A 15,907-nucleotide genomic window follows, 5' to 3' on the forward strand; every position below is an offset into this window, starting at 1 on the left:
TAGCGAGGCTGCGAAGGCGGTGGTTCAGGCGACATCACTATTAGCTGTGCCGCCGCTTTCGCAGGCAAGGCAGCTCCCACATTTGACGGCATTTCAAAGGATGGACCCGGCCACCTGTGGGAGTTGTCGAGCCTTGGCGAGGCTGCGAAGGCGGTGGTTCAGGCGACATCGCTATTGACCGTGCCGCCGCTTTCGCAGGCAAGCGCCTACAGGTTGATCGTGATCTGCGCACACAACCCGCCGCCCGGGCGGTTGCTCAAGGTCAGTGAACCGCCAATCGCCACGGCCAGTTGCTGGGCAATCGCCAGCCCCAACCCGGTGCCGCCGGTGCCGCGGTTGCGTGAGCTTTCTACCCGGTAGAACGGCTGCATCACCTGTTTCAACTCGTCTTCGGCAATGCCGGGGCCGTTGTCGAGCACCTTGATCGACAACTCGCCACCCGCCGTCGAGCCCACTTCCAGTTGTGCAGAACCGGCGAACTTCAGGGCGTTGTCCACCAGGTTCACCAGCACCCGGCGCAAGGCGTGGGGGCGGGTGTCGAGCACCACGGCGCTCTTGCCGGTAAGGCTGACCTGTTTGTTCATGTCCTGGTAGTCAAACACCAAACTGTCGAGAAAGGCGTCTAGGTTGATGCGGTGACTGGCTTCGGTGGCACCGTGCACGCTGCGCGCATAGGCCACGCCTTCACGCACCAGGTGCTCCATTTCCCCGAGGTCGCTCCACAGTTTGTCGCGGTCGACCGAGTCTTCCATGAACTCGGCGCGCAGTTTCATTCGGGTGATCGGGGTTTGCAGGTCATGGGAAATCGCCGCGAGGATCTGCATGCGCTCCTTGAGGTATTCGGCAATGCGCTTTTGCATTTCGTTGAACGCCGCCGCTGCGTGGGCCACTTCGGTGGGGCCTTTTTCGTCCAGTGGCGTGGGGTGGGCGTTGGGGTCGAGGGTTTCCACGGCACGCGCCAGGCGCGTCAACGGGCGGATCGCCAGGCGCACAGCAAACCAGGTGCAGCCCAGCAACAGCGCCAGTTGCAGGATGAGCACCACCGGCAACCAGTAGGCCACGGGCTGGGCGGCGGGGCGCACGTCGAGGGTGATCGGGTTGCCGTCGGCCAGGGTCAGGTGCGCCTGGAAGTGCTTCTGCTTGCCGGGGATGTCACGAAAGGTCAGGGCATAGTGCTCACCCAGCGCATCGCTGATCGAGGTGGCTGCCATGGGTACATCGTCGCTGCGCATCGGCTCGCCGGGCTCACCGGCGTTGAGCAGGTAGCGGTAGTTCTGCCGGTCCAGGCGCGGCAGCCAGCTGGCGCGTTCATTGGCGGGCAGGCGGTCGAGGATCGCCACCGAGGTGGCCACGTCGTTTTCCAGGTTGCCCAGCATCACCGTGCGCGCGCTGATGTAGCGCTCGTAGAACTGCGCGCTGAACGACAACCCGTGGGCGCACAGCAGGCTGATCAGGAAGATCAGCGACAACTGCGACGCCAGGGTACGCGGCCAGCCCCACTTGAAATTCATTGGTCAGCCCCGAGGATTTCCACCGGCAGGGAGAACACATAACCTTCGCTGCGCACGGTCTTGATGTAGGCCGGTTCCCGCGCATCATCCAGCAAGCGCTGGCGCAGGCGGCTCACCAGCAGGTCGATGGAGCGGTCGAACAGGTCGGCGTCGCGGCCTTGGGTGAGGTTGAGCAACTGGTCGCGGTTGAGCACGCGTTGCGGGTGGTCGAGGAACACCCGCAGCAGGCGGTATTCGGCACCGCTCAGGGCCACCAGCGTGTCGTCTTCGTCGAGCAGGTGGCGGGCGGTGGTGTCCAGGCGCCAACGGCCAAAACGGATCAACCGCCCGGTTTCGCTGACCACCAGGTTGGGCGGCAACATCCGCGTACGGCGCAACACGGCGTTGATGCGCGCCAGCAATTCGCGGGCGGCGAAAGGCTTGACCAGGTAATCGTCGGCGCCCATTTCCAGGCCGATGATGCGGTCGGTTTCGTCGTTGCGCGCGGTCAGCATCAGCACCGGCGTAGCCTTGTGTTTGCCCACCCGCAGCTCGCGGCACAGCTGCAAGCCGTCATCGCCGGGCATCATGATGTCGAGCACGATCAGGTCCACGGGGGTGGTGTCGAGGAAGCTGCGCATCTGCCGACCATCGGCGACCACGGTGGTGCGCATACCGTTTTTCTTCAGGTAATTACCCACCAGTTCGCGGATCTCCCGGTCGTCATCGACGATCAGGATGTGATCGACATGATCCATGCTGCCTTCCTCAATAAGTAGTCAATGGTGCGCAGTCTAGCCACTGCCCGAGGCCTTGCCTTGTGCCCTTTGTATTGCAGTGTATCTGGCGTTGGGGAGATACACGACGACGCAAAAAAGCCGATACAGAGGGGGGCATTGGTACCTTTACGCGCTACGGACGCCATCGCTTGCAGGCGCTGGCTTGCCAGCGATGGTGGCCGCAAGATCACCGTTGTGTTCAAGGACGCCATCGCCGGCAAGCCGGCTCCTACGGGATTGATGGTGATATCCAGCCTTGCGCTGCCCCCTGTAGGAGCTGGCTTGCCAGCGATGGCGATTTCAATTTCACCACTGAGCTCAGGTGGGCTTTCGCCGGTGATCACGTCGGTTATGTGCTAATGAATTTTAAGTATTTCTGGTTATAACCGGTGATGAGTACAGTTGCCCATCATTCTCCATCCTCGCCGCCGGGAAATTGTTCATGAACCGTCCCCACGGGCAGCCCACGCCGATCCTGACTTTGCCCCAGGGCGAAAAAGACCCGTTGTCGATCCGCGCCAAGGCCCTGGTATTTTCCGACCCGCGTTCGCTGCAACTGCTCGACTACCTCAAGCGCGTCGGCCCCAGCGAAGCGCCGGTGTTGATCAATGGCGAGACCGGCACCGGCAAGGAGCTGGTGGCACGCTACATCCACAGCGCCAGCGGGCGTACCGGGGCGTTTGTGCCGGTGAACTGCGGCGCCATCAGCGAAACCCTTGCCGAGAGCGAATTCTTCGGACATGAGGCCGGGGCGTTTTCCGGTGCGGTGGGCCGGCGTGGTGGCTGGTTCGAAGAGGCGCACGGCGGCACGCTGTTCCTCGATGAAATCGGCGATCTGCCGCTGCCCCTGCAGGTGAAGTTGCTGCGGGTGCTGCAGGAGCAGGAAGTGGTGCGCGTAGGCTCGCGCAAGCCGATCAAGATCGATATTCGCCTGGTGACCGCCACCAACATCGACCTGGAGCAGGCCGTGGAAGCGGGTAATTTCCGCCTGGACCTGTTCTACCGCATCAACGTCGCCCAGGTGCAGGTGTTGCCCCTGCGTGAACGGCCGCTGGATATCCTGCCGCTGGTGGAACACTTCCGTCGGCTGTACAGCGCCAAGCTAAAGATTGCCGAACCGATGCTGTCTGAATCCGCCACCCAAGCCCTGCTGGATTACCCGTGGCCGGGAAACATCCGCGAGCTGGAAAACGTGGTGCACCTGGCGCTGCTGGTAGCCGGTGACAAGCCGATCATGCCCAGCCATCTCAAGTTTTCCGCCGGCCTCAGCGCGATGCACGCCAGCGTCAACAACGGCGCGCCGCGCATTCCCCAAGAGGTGATTCGCGAGCAGTTGTTGCGCTTGTTCGAGGTGCCGGGGGACACGCTGTTGCACGACATCGAAGACCTGATCGTGCGCGAGGCATTCGGGTTCTGTGGCTTCAACCAACTGCGCACGGCAGACTTGCTGGGGATTACCCGCAATGCCATGCGCACGCTGCTGGTCAACCACGGCATGCTCAAGGGGCGCGCGAAGCCTTGAGCAACAAGGCTTCAAACACCTTTTGCATCGATGGCTCATCGCTGTGGGCCACGTTGAAGCGCATCGAGTCGCGATGGGCCGGGTCATAACCGAACAGCACCCCCGGCGCGAGCACCAGGCCTTGCTTCAAGGCGTCCTGCGCCAACTGCTCGCCGTTCACCCCTCGGGGCAGGCGCGCCCAGATAAACATCCCGCCTTCATACGCCATTGGCAGCTCGCAGCCACAGCGCTTGAGCCATTGCTCGACACGCCCACCGACCTCCAGCAACCGCTGCACCATACGCTTGCGGTGTTTGGCGTAACTGCCTTCGCTGAGCATGCGGTACACGATCTGCTCGAACAGCTCCGACGTAATGCCGCCGCTCATCAGCTTCATGTTGGTCAGGTTGGCCGCCAGTTGCGGTGCGGCCACCACGTAACTCACACGCGCGTTCGCGCTCAGGACCTTGGAGAAACCTGACAGGTAGGTGACCTGGTCGAGTCCGGCGAGGGCGGCCAGGCGCGGGGGAGGGTTGGGGTGCAGGTCGCCGTAGAGGTCATCCTCGATGATGTGGCACTGATACTGCCGGGTCAGTTGCAGCAGGCGAAATGCCTGGCTGGGGCTGAAGGAGTGGCCGGTGGGGTTGTGCAGCACACCGGTGGTCAGGTACAGGCTGGGGCGATGCTCGGCCAATAGCTGTTCGAGGGCCGCGAAGTCGAAGCCGTCGGGGCGGCGCTCGATGGTCACCACCTTGACCCCATGCAGGGCCAGGTTGGCGTGGAAGTTGAAATAGCACGGGGCGTCCAGCAGCACGGTGTCGCCGGAGCGGGCGAGCAGGCGCATCAGCATGTCCAGGCCCTGCACGGTGTTGGGGGTGGTGATGATTTGTTCCACCGGCACCGACAAGCCTTCAGCGTGCAGCTTCTGTTGCAGGGCCTGACGCAGCGGCAGCAGCCCGGCCGGCGTGCCCAGCCCGGCGACGCGCAACGATGGCGCGCGCACCACGCTGCGCATGGCTTGGCGGATGGCTTCGCTGTTGAGCCAGTCTTCCGGCAGGTGGCCGCCCCCGGGGCGCAGTTCGGCGCCGACGGTGGCCAGGGGGCGGCGCAACACGCTGAGTAAATCCTGGGGCAGCAGGTCGACCCAGTTCGCGCTGGTCGGGCGCAGGGTGTCCATCGCCACAAAGTAGCCACGGCCCTGGCTGGACGTGAGCAGGTTGCGCCCGCGCAGCCGGTCCAGCGCCTCGTTGAGGGTGAACTTGCTCACGCCCAAAACCTGAGTCAGCTCACGCACCGACGGCAACTTGCTGCCGGGGGCCCATTCGCCGTTCTGGATGGCCTGGCTGAACGCCTCGACAATCTGCTGCACTTTTGGGGTGCCTGGCGTAAAGGCAATGGCGGATACGAACATAAACCTTCCTTGCGTTTGCCGGTGATTTTACCGGTAAAGTTCGGCCAGATTAGGCCTGACTTTACCTGCCTTGTGCAATGCCGTTTGCCTAGACTGCGCGCTCTCTTCCTCGGGTCCATGGTCATGACAAGCGCGTTAACCCTGTCTTCGTTTCTCTACTTCCTGCTGTTTTGCGCGGCCATGACCTTCAGCCCCGGCCCCATGACCCTGATGTTGTTGAGCCTGGGCCTGCGCGACGGCTTGCGCAGTTCGATCCCGGCGCAGATCGGGGCGAGCGTGTCGTACCTGATCTCGATCCTGATCTTTGCCGTGGGCTTTTCCGAGTTGGTCCGCGGTTACCCGGTGATCACCCAGGTCATCCAGGTGGTGGGCGTGGCGTACATTCTGCACCTGGCTTACAAACAGTGGACCAGCGGCGGCATCGCGATCGACCGGATTGGCCACGTGGAGGCCGCGCGCAGCCGGTTCGGCAAAGGGCTGCTGACCGGCTTCTCCAACCCCAAGACCCTGATCATGTTCAGCGCGGTGTTCCCGCAGTTTGCCGGGAGCGGGGGGCACAGCTCGATGGTCGACATTGCCATCCTCGGGCTGACGTTCCTGGTGCTGCAGTTCATCAGCGGTTGCCTGTACTGCTATTTCGGCCAGCGCATCAAGCACCTGCTGGAAAACCCCCAACGACAGAAAGTGCTGCAACGGGCGACAGCCGTGCTGCTGGTGGGCGTGGCGTTGATGCTGGCCCGTGGTTTGACGCATTGATCGGGCTTATGAGCGGTAGTGGCGATTTGACGCCCCCCTGATAGACTCCAGGCATTCATCAAGGATCACACCCTCACCATGACGGCTGCCGGAGGAAATGGACTTCCGCTCGCTTCACGGTTGTACAAGTCGCGCACACTGGGGCTGACGCTCGGTTTTGTGTGCGTGGCGTTTGGCATGTACCCGTTGCATCCGCCTGCCTGGGTCTGGGTGTGGATGGTGATCAACGCGTTTGTCTGGCCACACCTGGCGTTCCGCCTGTCGCTGCGCGCCGCCCATGCGTTGCGCAGTGAGCGTCGTAACTTGCTGTTCGATTCGTTCTGCGGCGGGTTCTGGGTGGGGGCGATGCACTTCAACCCGCTGCCCAGCGTGACGACCCTGTCGATGATGACCATGAACAACGTCGCCATCGGCGGGCCGCGCTTCATGCTTGCCGGCTGGGTGGCACAGGCGTTGGGGATGGGTACATCGTTGCTGCTCTTTACTCCGGCTTTCATCGCCGTCACCACTTCGGCACAGCTCTATGCGTGCCTGCCGATCCTGATGGTGTATCCCCTGGCGCTGGGGTGGATCTGCTACCGCCAGGCCGTGACCCTGGCCCGGCACAAACGCGAGTTGCTGGCCCTGAGCCGTACCGACAGCCTGTCCGGCCTGCTCAACCACGGCGCGTGGAAAGACCATCTGGAAATCGAATTCCAGCGTTGCCGACGTGGCCCGGCGGGCGCTGCGATTGCCTTGATCGACATCGACCACTTCAAGGTCATCAACGACACCTACGGCCACGTTACCGGCGACATCGTGCTGCGCCAGCTCAGCAAGGTATTGCGCCAGAACCTGCGCGCCACCGACCTGGCCGGGCGTTATGGCGGTGATGAATTTTGCGTGATCCTGCCGGACATGCCGCTCAACCGCGCCACCGAAGTGATGGACGCCTTGCGTGATCGCTTCAACGCGTTGGCCTATGCGCAGGACCCGACGTTGCGCGTGAGTTTGAGCATCGGCCTGGCGCCCTACCAGGCGGACCACGCCGATTCCACCAGTTGGCTCAACGATGCCGACCAGGCGTTGTACGAAGCCAAGAGCAGCGGGCGCAACCGGGTCAGTTCGGTACAGGGGAGTTGGTTACGCTCGGTTTAGTGGGGTAGGGTGTTGCGGCACCTCATCACAAAAACAAGGATCGGTTCATGCTCTTCACCTTCTCCCGTACCCTGCTGGCCGCCACCCTGGCGTTGTCCTTTGCCGTGCCAGCCTACAGCGCCGAACCCCACAAACAGATCCAGGCACAGGCCGAGCAGTACAAGCCCGACGCCCTGAAACTGCTGGAGCGTTTGGTGAATATCGATTCCGGTTCTGGCTACGAGCCAGGTCTGACCCAAGTGCGCGACATTGCCGTCGACGAGCTGAAGCAACTGGGTTTTTCCATTGAGTTGGTGCCAGACAAAGCGGCCAACAACAGCCATGTGATCGCCACCCTCAAGGGCACCGGTAAAGCCAAGATCCTGCTCATGGCCCACATGGACACCGTGTTCAAGGAAGGATCCGCCGCCGAGCGCCCGTTCCACATCAAGGACGGTCGCGCCTACGGCCCGGGCGTGATGGATGACAAGGGCGGCATCGTCGCCGGCATCTACGCGCTCAAAGTGCTCAAGGACCAAGGCTTCAAGGACTACGCCCAAATCACCTTCCTGCTCGACGCCAGCGAAGAAACCGGTTCTGACACCGCCTCCGACCTCATCCGCAAAACCGCCAAGGGCCACGACGTGACCCTCAACCTGGAACCCGGCCGCCCAGCCGATGGTTTGGTCGTGTGGCGCAAAGGCAGCGCGACCGCCGTGGTCGAAGTCAAAGGCAAGGCCGCTCACGCCGGCGTCGCGCCAGAGCTGGGCCGTAACGCCGCAATGGAAGCTGCCCATCAGATACTGCAACTGGGCAAGCTCGGGGATGAAGAGAAGAAAACCACCATCAACTTCACCGTGCTCAAGGCGGGCGACCGGGTCAACGTGATCCCTGATCAAGCCACTGCCAAGGCCGACGTGCGCGCGGCGTTGCCGGAAGAGTTCGACCGTATCGAGAAAGACCTGGCGCGGGTATCGGCCAACAAGCTGATCCCGGAAACCGAAGTGAAGACGTCGTTGCAGCGCGGCCTGCCGCCAATGCCACAGACGCCGGAATCGGACAAGCTTGTTGCGATTGCCCAGGGGATCTATGGCGAATTGGGCAAGAAACTCACGGTTGAAGGCAGCGGTGGGGCGGCGGATGCGAGCCTGTCGGCCGGGGTCGGGACGCCGACCTTGGACGGGTTCGGGATTGTGGGCGGCAACATCCATACGCCGGAGGAATACGCAGAAGTGGAAAGCGTAGCGCCGCGTATCTACCTGCTGAGCCGGATGATCATGGAGCTGAGCAAACGCTAGTCCTTGTAGTGAGCAGGCTTGCCCTGCGCTGGGCTGCGAAGCAGCCCTAATCCATTCGGCGCCAATCTGCCTGAAGAAATGCGGCGCTTCGGTTGGGGCCGCTTCGCAGCCCGGCGCGAGCAAGCTCGCTCACTACAGGGGTGTGGATTACGTTTGCTGGTGTGGGGGTTACCACGTTGATGGGTCTTCGACGCTGGCTTTTTGGAGGTCGTCTTTCCAGACCTCATGGGCGAGTCGGTAGATGTCGGCGAAGAAGCCTCGGGGGTCGACGATCTCGGTTTCGTCCCAAGCCATTTTTGAATACTCCTCTGGGTCATCCTCAAAATAAGTATGGAAATTAAAGTCTTCTGTGTTCAGTGCATAAGTTAACGTTTCTATTAGCTTGTATCTGTGGCGATAGGAAAGTTTGTTGAATGGATCTAGACAGTATTCAAGTATTAATGCTTCTCGGTCTTTACGTTCGTTTGGGTTGAAGCGGGCGAGTGCTTTTCCCTTAGTGTTCTCTCTGTCGTAAATGTCAAAAATTCCGACGAAATATTTTAGGCTGGCGTTGAAATGGATGTGTTTGGATAAAGGGTGATATAGCAAATCCGGTTTTTCCAAGTGGGAATAACTGTATTAAAAATCTCAAGAGCCACAGAGCTAGTTTAGTTGGGCTGCTCCCATTCTGCAGTCAAAGTGTTCACGTTCATTGTAGTGAGCAGGCTTGCCCTGCGCCGGGCTGCGAAGCAGCCCCAAACCATTCGACGCCGATCTGCCTGAAGAAACGAGTCGCCTCGGTTTGGGCCGCTTCGCAGCCCGGCGCGAGCAAGCTCGCTCACTACAGGGGGTGTAGATTACGTTTGCTGGTATGGGGGTTACCACGTTGATGGGTCTTCGAGACTAGCTTTTTGGAGGTCATCTTTCCAGACTTCATGGGCGAGTCGGTAGATGTCGGCGAAGAAGCCTCGGGGGTCGACGATTTCGGTTTCGTCCCATGCCATGGTTGTGTATTCGTCGTAGTTGCTTTCGAACTCTTTAGAGAAAATATAGTCTGGACTATTTAGTGCGTCTTTAAGCAAGGAGCTCAGGACGTATCTGTGTCTGTAGGATAGGTATAACAGTTCTTTTAAAATAAACTCTTTAATTATTATTTGCCGCTCTTCAGTATTGTTAGGGTCGTACTTCCATAGGGCCGCACCTTTGGTTTCTTCAAGGTCGTATATCGATAGTGCCCCTAATACGTGCGAAATTCTGGGGATGTATGGAGCTTTCATGAAGGGACATTTCAGCATTGGATACTCACGTGAGAAAGTGGCAAGTGATCGAGTCAGGATGTTTATGTAATGCTTGAAAGATTTAATGTTTTTATTTTATTGTCCCTGATTGAATTTTTGCCTCGCTGCTGTAGCGCTTGAGGCTTTCAAGCAGTACTTTCATGAATTGTCTTTTGTCCGTTATTTCATCTTCAAAGTATGTGTCGAATAGATAAAAGACGGCCTCAAAGTCATCGCCTTTTGAAAGGTATAGTTCAATGGTATCTATAAACCATATCTGTTCATCCTCTCTGTATGAGAGGAATTCAGGCTTTGTCAATATATTAAAAAGCTCTGCAAGCTCAGTTTCACTGTTGACGTTTTTTGAAGCTATGATCTCTTCTCGTTCTAAATTTTTGGTGTTTTCCGTGCAATATATGAACAAAAGGCCTTGGAGTATTTCGAGATTCGGTTTGTTTTTCATCTATCGATCCTGCAGTTGGGCAAGCTGGGGGATGAAGAGAAGAAAACCACCATCAACTTCACCGTGCTCAAGGCGGGTGACCGGGTTAACGTGATCCCAGACCAGGCCACCGCCAAGGCCGACGTGCGCGCGGCGCTGCCGGAAGAATTCGATCGGATCGAGAAAGACCTGGCGCGGGTATCGGCCAACAAGTTGATCCCGGAAACCGAAGTGAAGACCTCGTTGCAGCGCGGCCTGCCGCCGATGCCACAGACGCCGGAGTCGGACAAGCTCGTTGCGATCGCCCAGGGGATCTTTGGCGAGTTGGGCAAGAAACTCACAGTTGAAGGCAGCGGCGGTGCGGCGGACGCGAGCCTGTCGGCCGGGGTCGGGACGCCGACGTTGGACGGGTTCGGGATTGTGGGCGGCAACATCCATACGCCGGAGGAATACGCAGAAGTGGAAAGCGTAGCGCCACGTATCTACCTGCTGAGCCGGATGATCATGGAACTGAGCAAACGCTGAATGAGTCAGTCCTTGTAGTGAGCAGGCTTGCCCTGCGCTGGGCTGCGAAGCAGCCCTAATCCAGCCGACGGTGATCTGCCTGAAGAAAAGCGGCGCCTCGCTTGGGGCCGCTTCGCAGTCCGGCGTGAGCAACCTACGGGGATTAGAACGATTTGGGGCTTAGCTGAGCTTTTCATAATCCTCTGCGCCTAATGACTTCAGCCAGCTCTTGAAGAAGTTGATTTGATCTTGTGGGTTGTTCGTGAGATTGCTTTCCTCGTAAGAGAATATATTAACTATATTATCTCTATTTGCCTGTTCTCCTAGCGTCATCTCATAAGCAACAATTCCCGCACTCATCTGGGATGCCATTCTTGAGGGGAAGACGTTTACTTTGGCTCCTTTGCATAAAAATGTTATATGAGGAAAGTCTGCTCTGATTTTCGCAAGGCAGATATAAAGATCCTTTTCCTGATAAGTTTTGTTAAAATTTTCTGCTTCGGAAAATGTCATCGTTAGTTTTTGGGCGTCGTATCTTACGGATACCTCCGATTTCTGACCATTTATAATTGCCTTTATTTTTTGCTCTTCCATTTTATTTCCTATTTGGGTTCGGTATTGAATAGCCTACATAGCTTCCGTCACGTTTCAAAGGTGTTACGCCCAAAATGTCCTCTGGATTTATCTTATGATGGATAGCAAATTCGTTTTCGTTTGCAAAAGGGGTAGCCTTTCCAAGCTCTAAATTTACATCGTGTCCCGGCAGGCTTTTTAGAGTGTATAGATAGCCTTTTTTTGTCCCGTAACTCGTTGCGAAGTCTTTGGCGGTATCAATTGAGGGGGAAGTGCTGATAAAGTTGCTTGGAGGGTCATTACTATCATAGGCGTGTAAATATAGGTCGTTGCTGTCGCCCTTGCTTTTAAAACCGTTCTTAAAAATTTCATCCGGATGTTTTTGGTCTCCTCTATATAAATAGTCCTCGGCATTGCTTGTTTCGGGTGGCGTGGGTTCTTGCTGGTTAGCTTTTACTGTTGCAGATGGGCTCTCAGCTATAACCCCCGGTTTACACCCGTCACCCGGACATGTGCTTAAACCCAGCGGATCCACCCACCCCGTAGGATTGGGCACGTACCGGTACGCGTTGATCCCACCCGCCAGCTTCAGCGGATCCGGTGTCAGGTAACGACCAATATCTGGATTGTAGTAGCGATGGCGGTTGTAGTGCAGCCCGCTTTCCTGATCGAAGTACTGACCCTGGAATCGCAGCGGGTTGTCGATTTTTCCGACGTCCAGGCGGCTGATTTCGCCGTAGGCGCGGTAGTGGGCGGACCAGACGATTTCGCCGGAGGGGGCGGTGAGTTCTTGCGGGGTGCCCAGGTGGTCGAGTTGGTAGTGGTAGGGCTTGGTTTGTTTGGGACCGAAGCCTTCCAGTAAAGCCAGCGGCCTGAAGCTACCGGGTTCGTAGAGGTAGCTGCGGTGCCGGTCCTTGTGGTGCTCGGCAATCAGCTTGTCGCCTTGCCAGAAAAACTCCGTGGTTATGTCATCTACGGTTTTGCTGATCCGCCGCCCAAACGGGTCATATCGGTAGCTGGCGGTCTGCCCATTGGGTTGAGTGATGCCAACCAGCCGATGCTGGCAGTCATAACGGTACTCGGTGACGAGTAGATGACCTTTGCCACGCCGCTCACGGATCAGATTACCGAACGCGTCATAGTCGTAATGCCGATCCCCCTGAATCATCAGCCGATTGCCAGCCACGATGTCCGGGCCGGGGCGGTTTTGTATGAGCAGGTTGCCCGCCGGGTCGTGGGCGAAGCGTTCTTGTAAATCTTGGGAGTGGTCGGCGCGGGTGAGGCGGTTCAGTGGGTCGTGGGTGTAGTCGTGCTGGCCCTTGCGGGTGTCGAGCAGGCGGGTGAGGTTGCCAGATTTGTCGTAGGTGTAGTGGCGTGCGTAGAGGTGGTGCTCCTGTTGGGTGACGGTGTGGGCATGCAGGCGTTGTTGGTCGTCGTAGTGGTAGTGGCTGAGCAGTTGGCCTTGTTGGCGCTGGTGTTCCTGGCCAGCTTTGAACAGGTGGGAGGTGAGGACTTCGCCATTGAGTTCGACGGTGGCGAGGTGGCCGCCTTTGGCATGATTAAAAACAAGACGGTTGTTGTCGGGCAGGCGCAGGTGCTGGAGTTGGCCGCAGGCGTCGTAGCCATAGCGCAAAGTGCCCCAGCCTTGGTGTTCGGCGGTGAGGCGGTTTTGGCTGTCGTACTCGTAGGCTAAAGCCCAGTGACCGTCTTCGACACCGAGGAGGTTGCCTTGGCGGTCGTAGGTGTAGTCGACGGTTTTGCCATCGGGGAGGGTTTTTCTTACGAGGCGGCCAGCAGGATCGCGCTGGTATTTAGTAACCAGCTGACTGCCGTCGTCGCCGTGTTCGGTCTTTTCCTGCAGGTTGCCGTTGAGGTCGTAGACGTAGGTCGTGCGCTGACCGTCAAACCCTGTCTCCTGCTGGATCAGGCCATTGGGGTGGTACTGCAACCCATAGATCTCGCCGACTTCGTTTTCGATCTCAGTCAGCAATAACCGCGCATTGTCGTAGCGATACTTGACCTGGGTGCCGTCGGAATTAATACGACGGCTGATCAGATGCAGCCCATCCGCATACTCATAGCGGGTAACGCGGCCTAACTCATCCCGCTCAGACGTGATTTTTCCGTAAGGGTTGTAGCTGTATTCCCTAAAAGCGCCCCCCGGCAACACCACCCGAATCAAGCGTCCCACGCTGTCCCACTGATACTGGGTCAGCGCGCCATGTTCATCCTCTCGCGCCACCTGACGGCCAAGGTCGTCATAGCGATACCGCTTAATCCCACCCTCCGGCAGATGCTCCTCAAGCAACTGCCCACGCTCATTCCACACCAGCCGCTGACAACTGTTATCCGGAAACCAAACCCCCGTCAGTTGCCCATATTTGTTGTAGCTGTAGTCCGTACTGTGGCCGTTGGGGTCAATCCTGCGGGTGATATCGCCCCTGTCATTTCGCTCATACTTCCAGACTGCCTGACCACGCCTTACAACCCGTACGAACCCGTTGTCATGCTCGTAGGACGTCGGCTCATCGTCCCCCGGAAACAACGCCACCAAGCGTCCAGCTTCGTCGTACTGATAGGCCGTGATCGCGCCCAGTGGGTCCTGCTCAACCGTCAGCCGGCCTTTGTCATCGTAGGATTTGAAGTGCTCGGCGCCGTCCGGATCAATGCGTTGCACCAACCGCGCACGCTCGTCATGCACATAGACTTCCTGGCTGCCATCGGCGTTAAACACCGTGACCTGGCCGTTGTCATCCCAGGCATAGCGCGTGTCCATCTGCGAAAAGCTCGCCCAGTGCCGGACACAGCGCGCCGCCTTGCCAGACCGTTCCCACTCCCAGAAGAAACTCGCCCCACCGGCCAACTGGCGTTCAAGAATGACGTGCTGATCGTCGTAGCGATAAAACTCGCTTTCACCGACAGCGTTGGTCGCACACACAAGCCGGCCAAGGTCGTCATAGGCGTAGGAAACAACGGTGTACTCGGTGACCCAGACAAACTCACCCGGCCCTTCGGCCCGATGAATCTGATAGTCCACACCAACAATGCGGCCCGACGAATAGCGCAAAAACAACGACCGCCCGACGCCGTTATCCACTCGCTCAATGCGCCCCCTGAAGTCCCGGGAGATACGCAGCCGGTTGTCATACGCATCGCTGATGGCTGTCAGAAAACCATTAACGAAATGGTAGAAACGCGAGCCTTGCGCCAGCACCCATTCATCCGGCAATACCCCCAGATAAATCGCCGCTTCGGCCAAGCTGTTGGTGATCGCAGGGCGGGCGGAGGAGGGCAGTGGAAACTCAGTCGAGCGGTTCTCATGATCGGTCCACACCACCGAATCACCGGAAACCTCCAGCCGGTGCGCCAGCGCATGACTCCAACCAAACCCCAACCCGCAATCCACTTCCACCGCGCTGGTGCGATAAAGCCGCGTCCATTCGAACGGCAATATCCCATCGAGCGTGCCATCGGTGAGGGTGAGCAATTCCTCGCCGGTGACCATCGACACCGGACAACCGTTAGTGCACGTAGTCGCCGAACACGTCGCCGCATCACCGTTCTGGTTCTTCCCTGACGCCGGCACGTCATCGACCTGTTCCTGCCTGACCAGCACCGTACGCTGTGCAGCCTTTTCCCGAACTACCGGCACCGGGTTTGAAACCAGGTGATTCCCAGCCTTCAACGGCACAGCCGGGATCATCTTGATCGGCGTTGCAGGCCCCCCAAGCAATAAAGGTCTAACCACCTCGACATGTGCGTCCAAACGGGGCCCTACAAGCTGCTCCGCCAACATCTCCAGCCATTTACGCACTCGGCCGGACTTGATATGCCCCAGCACCTGAACCCCGAGGCGCACCGTTACACCCATGCCTGCCGTTGCCCGAATCAGCAACAGGTTGATCAGGATCTCGCCGGTGATTTCGCCCATCACCTCGTTCATTTCCTGCGGTGGCAACATCCGAATCCAGCTGGATATCGCCGACACATAAATGAACAACAGCGGCTCGTCATTGAGCACCAGCAAACCCTTGGCAATGGATTCACTGCCCAGCTTCAGCAGTTCATCTAGTTCGGCTTGCGACAGGTAGTGCAGCAGCTTTTCACTGTTGGGCTTTATATCGGCCAGCAAGTCGAACAGCTGGGTGAGGTTGTCCCAAAGGCTGTACAACGCCTTGCCCATGCCACTCAGAAACGCTGTCTCCAGCATCCGGCGTCGGTCAAGCGGGGTGGCGTCGGTATAGTCTTTCCACTGGGTTTCGAAGGTGCTGTTCCAGGCTTCACGCAAACGCGTTTCCAACCCTTCGATCACAGTCTGGTAAGACGCATACAGCGCCTTGACGTGGTCCTTGGAAACGTTGGGATAAAAGGTGACCTGGTAACGTTGATCGCGGGTGCAATCCTTTACTTCAAGAATGCCGCTGGGGCCGATGGTGCGATGAAGGGGAGGGCCGATTGGGCTGCCATCCGGGGCGATGGCTTGGAGCATCACGGGTGTGTTGCCGATTGGCACGAACTGGGTGCTTTCAAACAGGTGCACCAGCGTCAGCGAACCCTGTGCGTCGCACATGCCGACGGTGGGACTTGGTGCTTTAGAGGAGATCGGCGCGACCAGCGCTACTTCATCGCCGACCTTGAAGACCTGTTCGACTTCCAGCGCTGAAAAGCTCCAAAAGCTTTCCGCCCAGTCATCAAACGTGTTCAGGCATTCCCGGAAATCGCGAAAGACGGCTTCGACATCGACCGTCTTCACGTCCATTGGGGTCAGGGCGAGCCTGCCA

12 protein-coding genes and 1 pseudogene are annotated in these 15,907 nt (G+C 58.5%); 5 read left to right on the forward strand and 8 right to left on the reverse strand.

Going from position 1 to position 15,907, the window contains the following annotated elements; all coding sequences use genetic code 11:
- Positions 1–206 precede the first annotated feature (206 nt).
- Together AC07SU_RS11590 and AC07SU_RS11595 are read right to left on the reverse strand one after the other, a co-directional pair.
- Positions 207–1,511 carry an ATP-binding protein gene (locus tag AC07SU_RS11590; RefSeq protein ID WP_494997084.1) on the reverse strand — a complete coding sequence of 435 codons (1,305 nt, stop codon included), beginning with the start codon at positions 1,509–1,511 and terminating at the stop codon, positions 207–209.
- On the reverse strand, positions 1,508–2,248 hold the full coding sequence (locus AC07SU_RS11595; protein ID WP_176997492.1) for a response regulator: 741 nt from the start codon (positions 2,246–2,248) through the stop codon (positions 1,508–1,510). The genes AC07SU_RS11590 and AC07SU_RS11595 overlap by 4 nt, the downstream gene beginning before the upstream one ends.
- A gap of 463 nt (positions 2,249–2,711) precedes the next feature.
- Here AC07SU_RS11595 and AC07SU_RS11600 point away from each other — a divergent pair, with 463 nt between their 5' ends.
- The gene (locus tag AC07SU_RS11600; RefSeq protein ID WP_176997491.1) at positions 2,712–3,791 is read left to right on the forward strand and encodes a sigma-54 interaction domain-containing protein; all 1,080 of its coding nucleotides are present in this window, start codon (positions 2,712–2,714) and stop codon (positions 3,789–3,791) included.
- Here the strand turns inward: AC07SU_RS11600 and AC07SU_RS11605 are convergent.
- Positions 3,769–5,181 carry an aminotransferase-like domain-containing protein gene (locus AC07SU_RS11605; RefSeq protein ID WP_494997085.1) on the reverse strand — a complete coding sequence of 471 codons (1,413 nt, stop codon included), beginning with the start codon at positions 5,179–5,181 and terminating at the stop codon, positions 3,769–3,771. The genes AC07SU_RS11600 and AC07SU_RS11605 overlap by 23 nt on opposite strands.
- A gap of 123 nt (positions 5,182–5,304) precedes the next feature.
- On the opposite strand from AC07SU_RS11605, the gene AC07SU_RS11610 reads away from it, so the two are divergent.
- From AC07SU_RS11610 to AC07SU_RS11620, 3 genes are all read left to right on the forward strand, one after another.
- Positions 5,305–5,937 (forward strand): LysE family translocator, encoded by a 633-nt coding sequence (locus AC07SU_RS11610; protein WP_494997086.1) that lies wholly within the window; start codon positions 5,305–5,307, stop codon positions 5,935–5,937.
- Positions 5,938–6,015: 78 nt separating this feature from the next.
- On the forward strand, positions 6,016–7,074 hold the full coding sequence (locus AC07SU_RS11615) for a diguanylate cyclase (RefSeq protein WP_494997087.1): 1,059 nt from the start codon (positions 6,016–6,018) through the stop codon (positions 7,072–7,074).
- Positions 7,075–7,121: 47 nt separating this feature from the next.
- Positions 7,122–8,351, forward strand: coding sequence for a M20/M25/M40 family metallo-hydrolase (locus AC07SU_RS11620; RefSeq protein WP_178923523.1), 1,230 nt, complete (start codon positions 7,122–7,124; stop codon positions 8,349–8,351).
- A gap of 168 nt (positions 8,352–8,519) precedes the next feature.
- Here AC07SU_RS11620 and AC07SU_RS11625 read toward each other — a convergent pair whose 3' ends face one another.
- From AC07SU_RS11625 to AC07SU_RS11635, 3 genes are all read right to left on the reverse strand, one after another.
- Positions 8,520–8,645: a hypothetical protein gene (locus tag AC07SU_RS11625; RefSeq protein WP_494997088.1), complete on the reverse strand. Its 126-nt coding sequence runs from the start codon at positions 8,643–8,645 to the stop codon at positions 8,520–8,522.
- A 563-nt stretch (positions 8,646–9,208) separates the two neighbouring features.
- Complete coding sequence (locus AC07SU_RS11630) at positions 9,209–9,607, reverse strand: hypothetical protein (protein ID WP_494997089.1); 399 nt, start codon at positions 9,605–9,607, stop codon at positions 9,209–9,211.
- A gap of 91 nt (positions 9,608–9,698) precedes the next feature.
- Positions 9,699–10,070, reverse strand: coding sequence for a hypothetical protein (locus AC07SU_RS11635; protein WP_494997090.1), 372 nt, complete (start codon positions 10,068–10,070; stop codon positions 9,699–9,701).
- A 6-nt stretch (positions 10,071–10,076) separates the two neighbouring features.
- On the opposite strand from AC07SU_RS11635, the pseudogene AC07SU_RS11640 reads away from it, so the two are divergent.
- Positions 10,077–10,574, forward strand: a pseudogene (locus tag AC07SU_RS11640) (M20/M25/M40 family metallo-hydrolase); the annotation flags it as partial.
- Positions 10,575–10,733: 159 nt separating this feature from the next.
- Here AC07SU_RS11640 and AC07SU_RS11645 read toward each other — a convergent pair.
- A complete protein-coding gene (locus AC07SU_RS11645) occupies positions 10,734–11,147 on the reverse strand; it encodes a hypothetical protein (RefSeq protein WP_494997091.1) in 414 nt (137 codons plus the stop codon).
- Between the two features lies 1 nt (position 11,148).
- A complete protein-coding gene (locus AC07SU_RS11650; RefSeq protein WP_494997109.1) occupies positions 11,149–15,885 on the reverse strand; it encodes an RHS repeat-associated core domain-containing protein in 4,737 nt (1,578 codons plus the stop codon).
- Between the last annotated feature and the right edge of the window lie 22 nt (positions 15,886–15,907).

The organism is Pseudomonas sp. GW821-FHT05H12 (assembly GCF_059419385.1).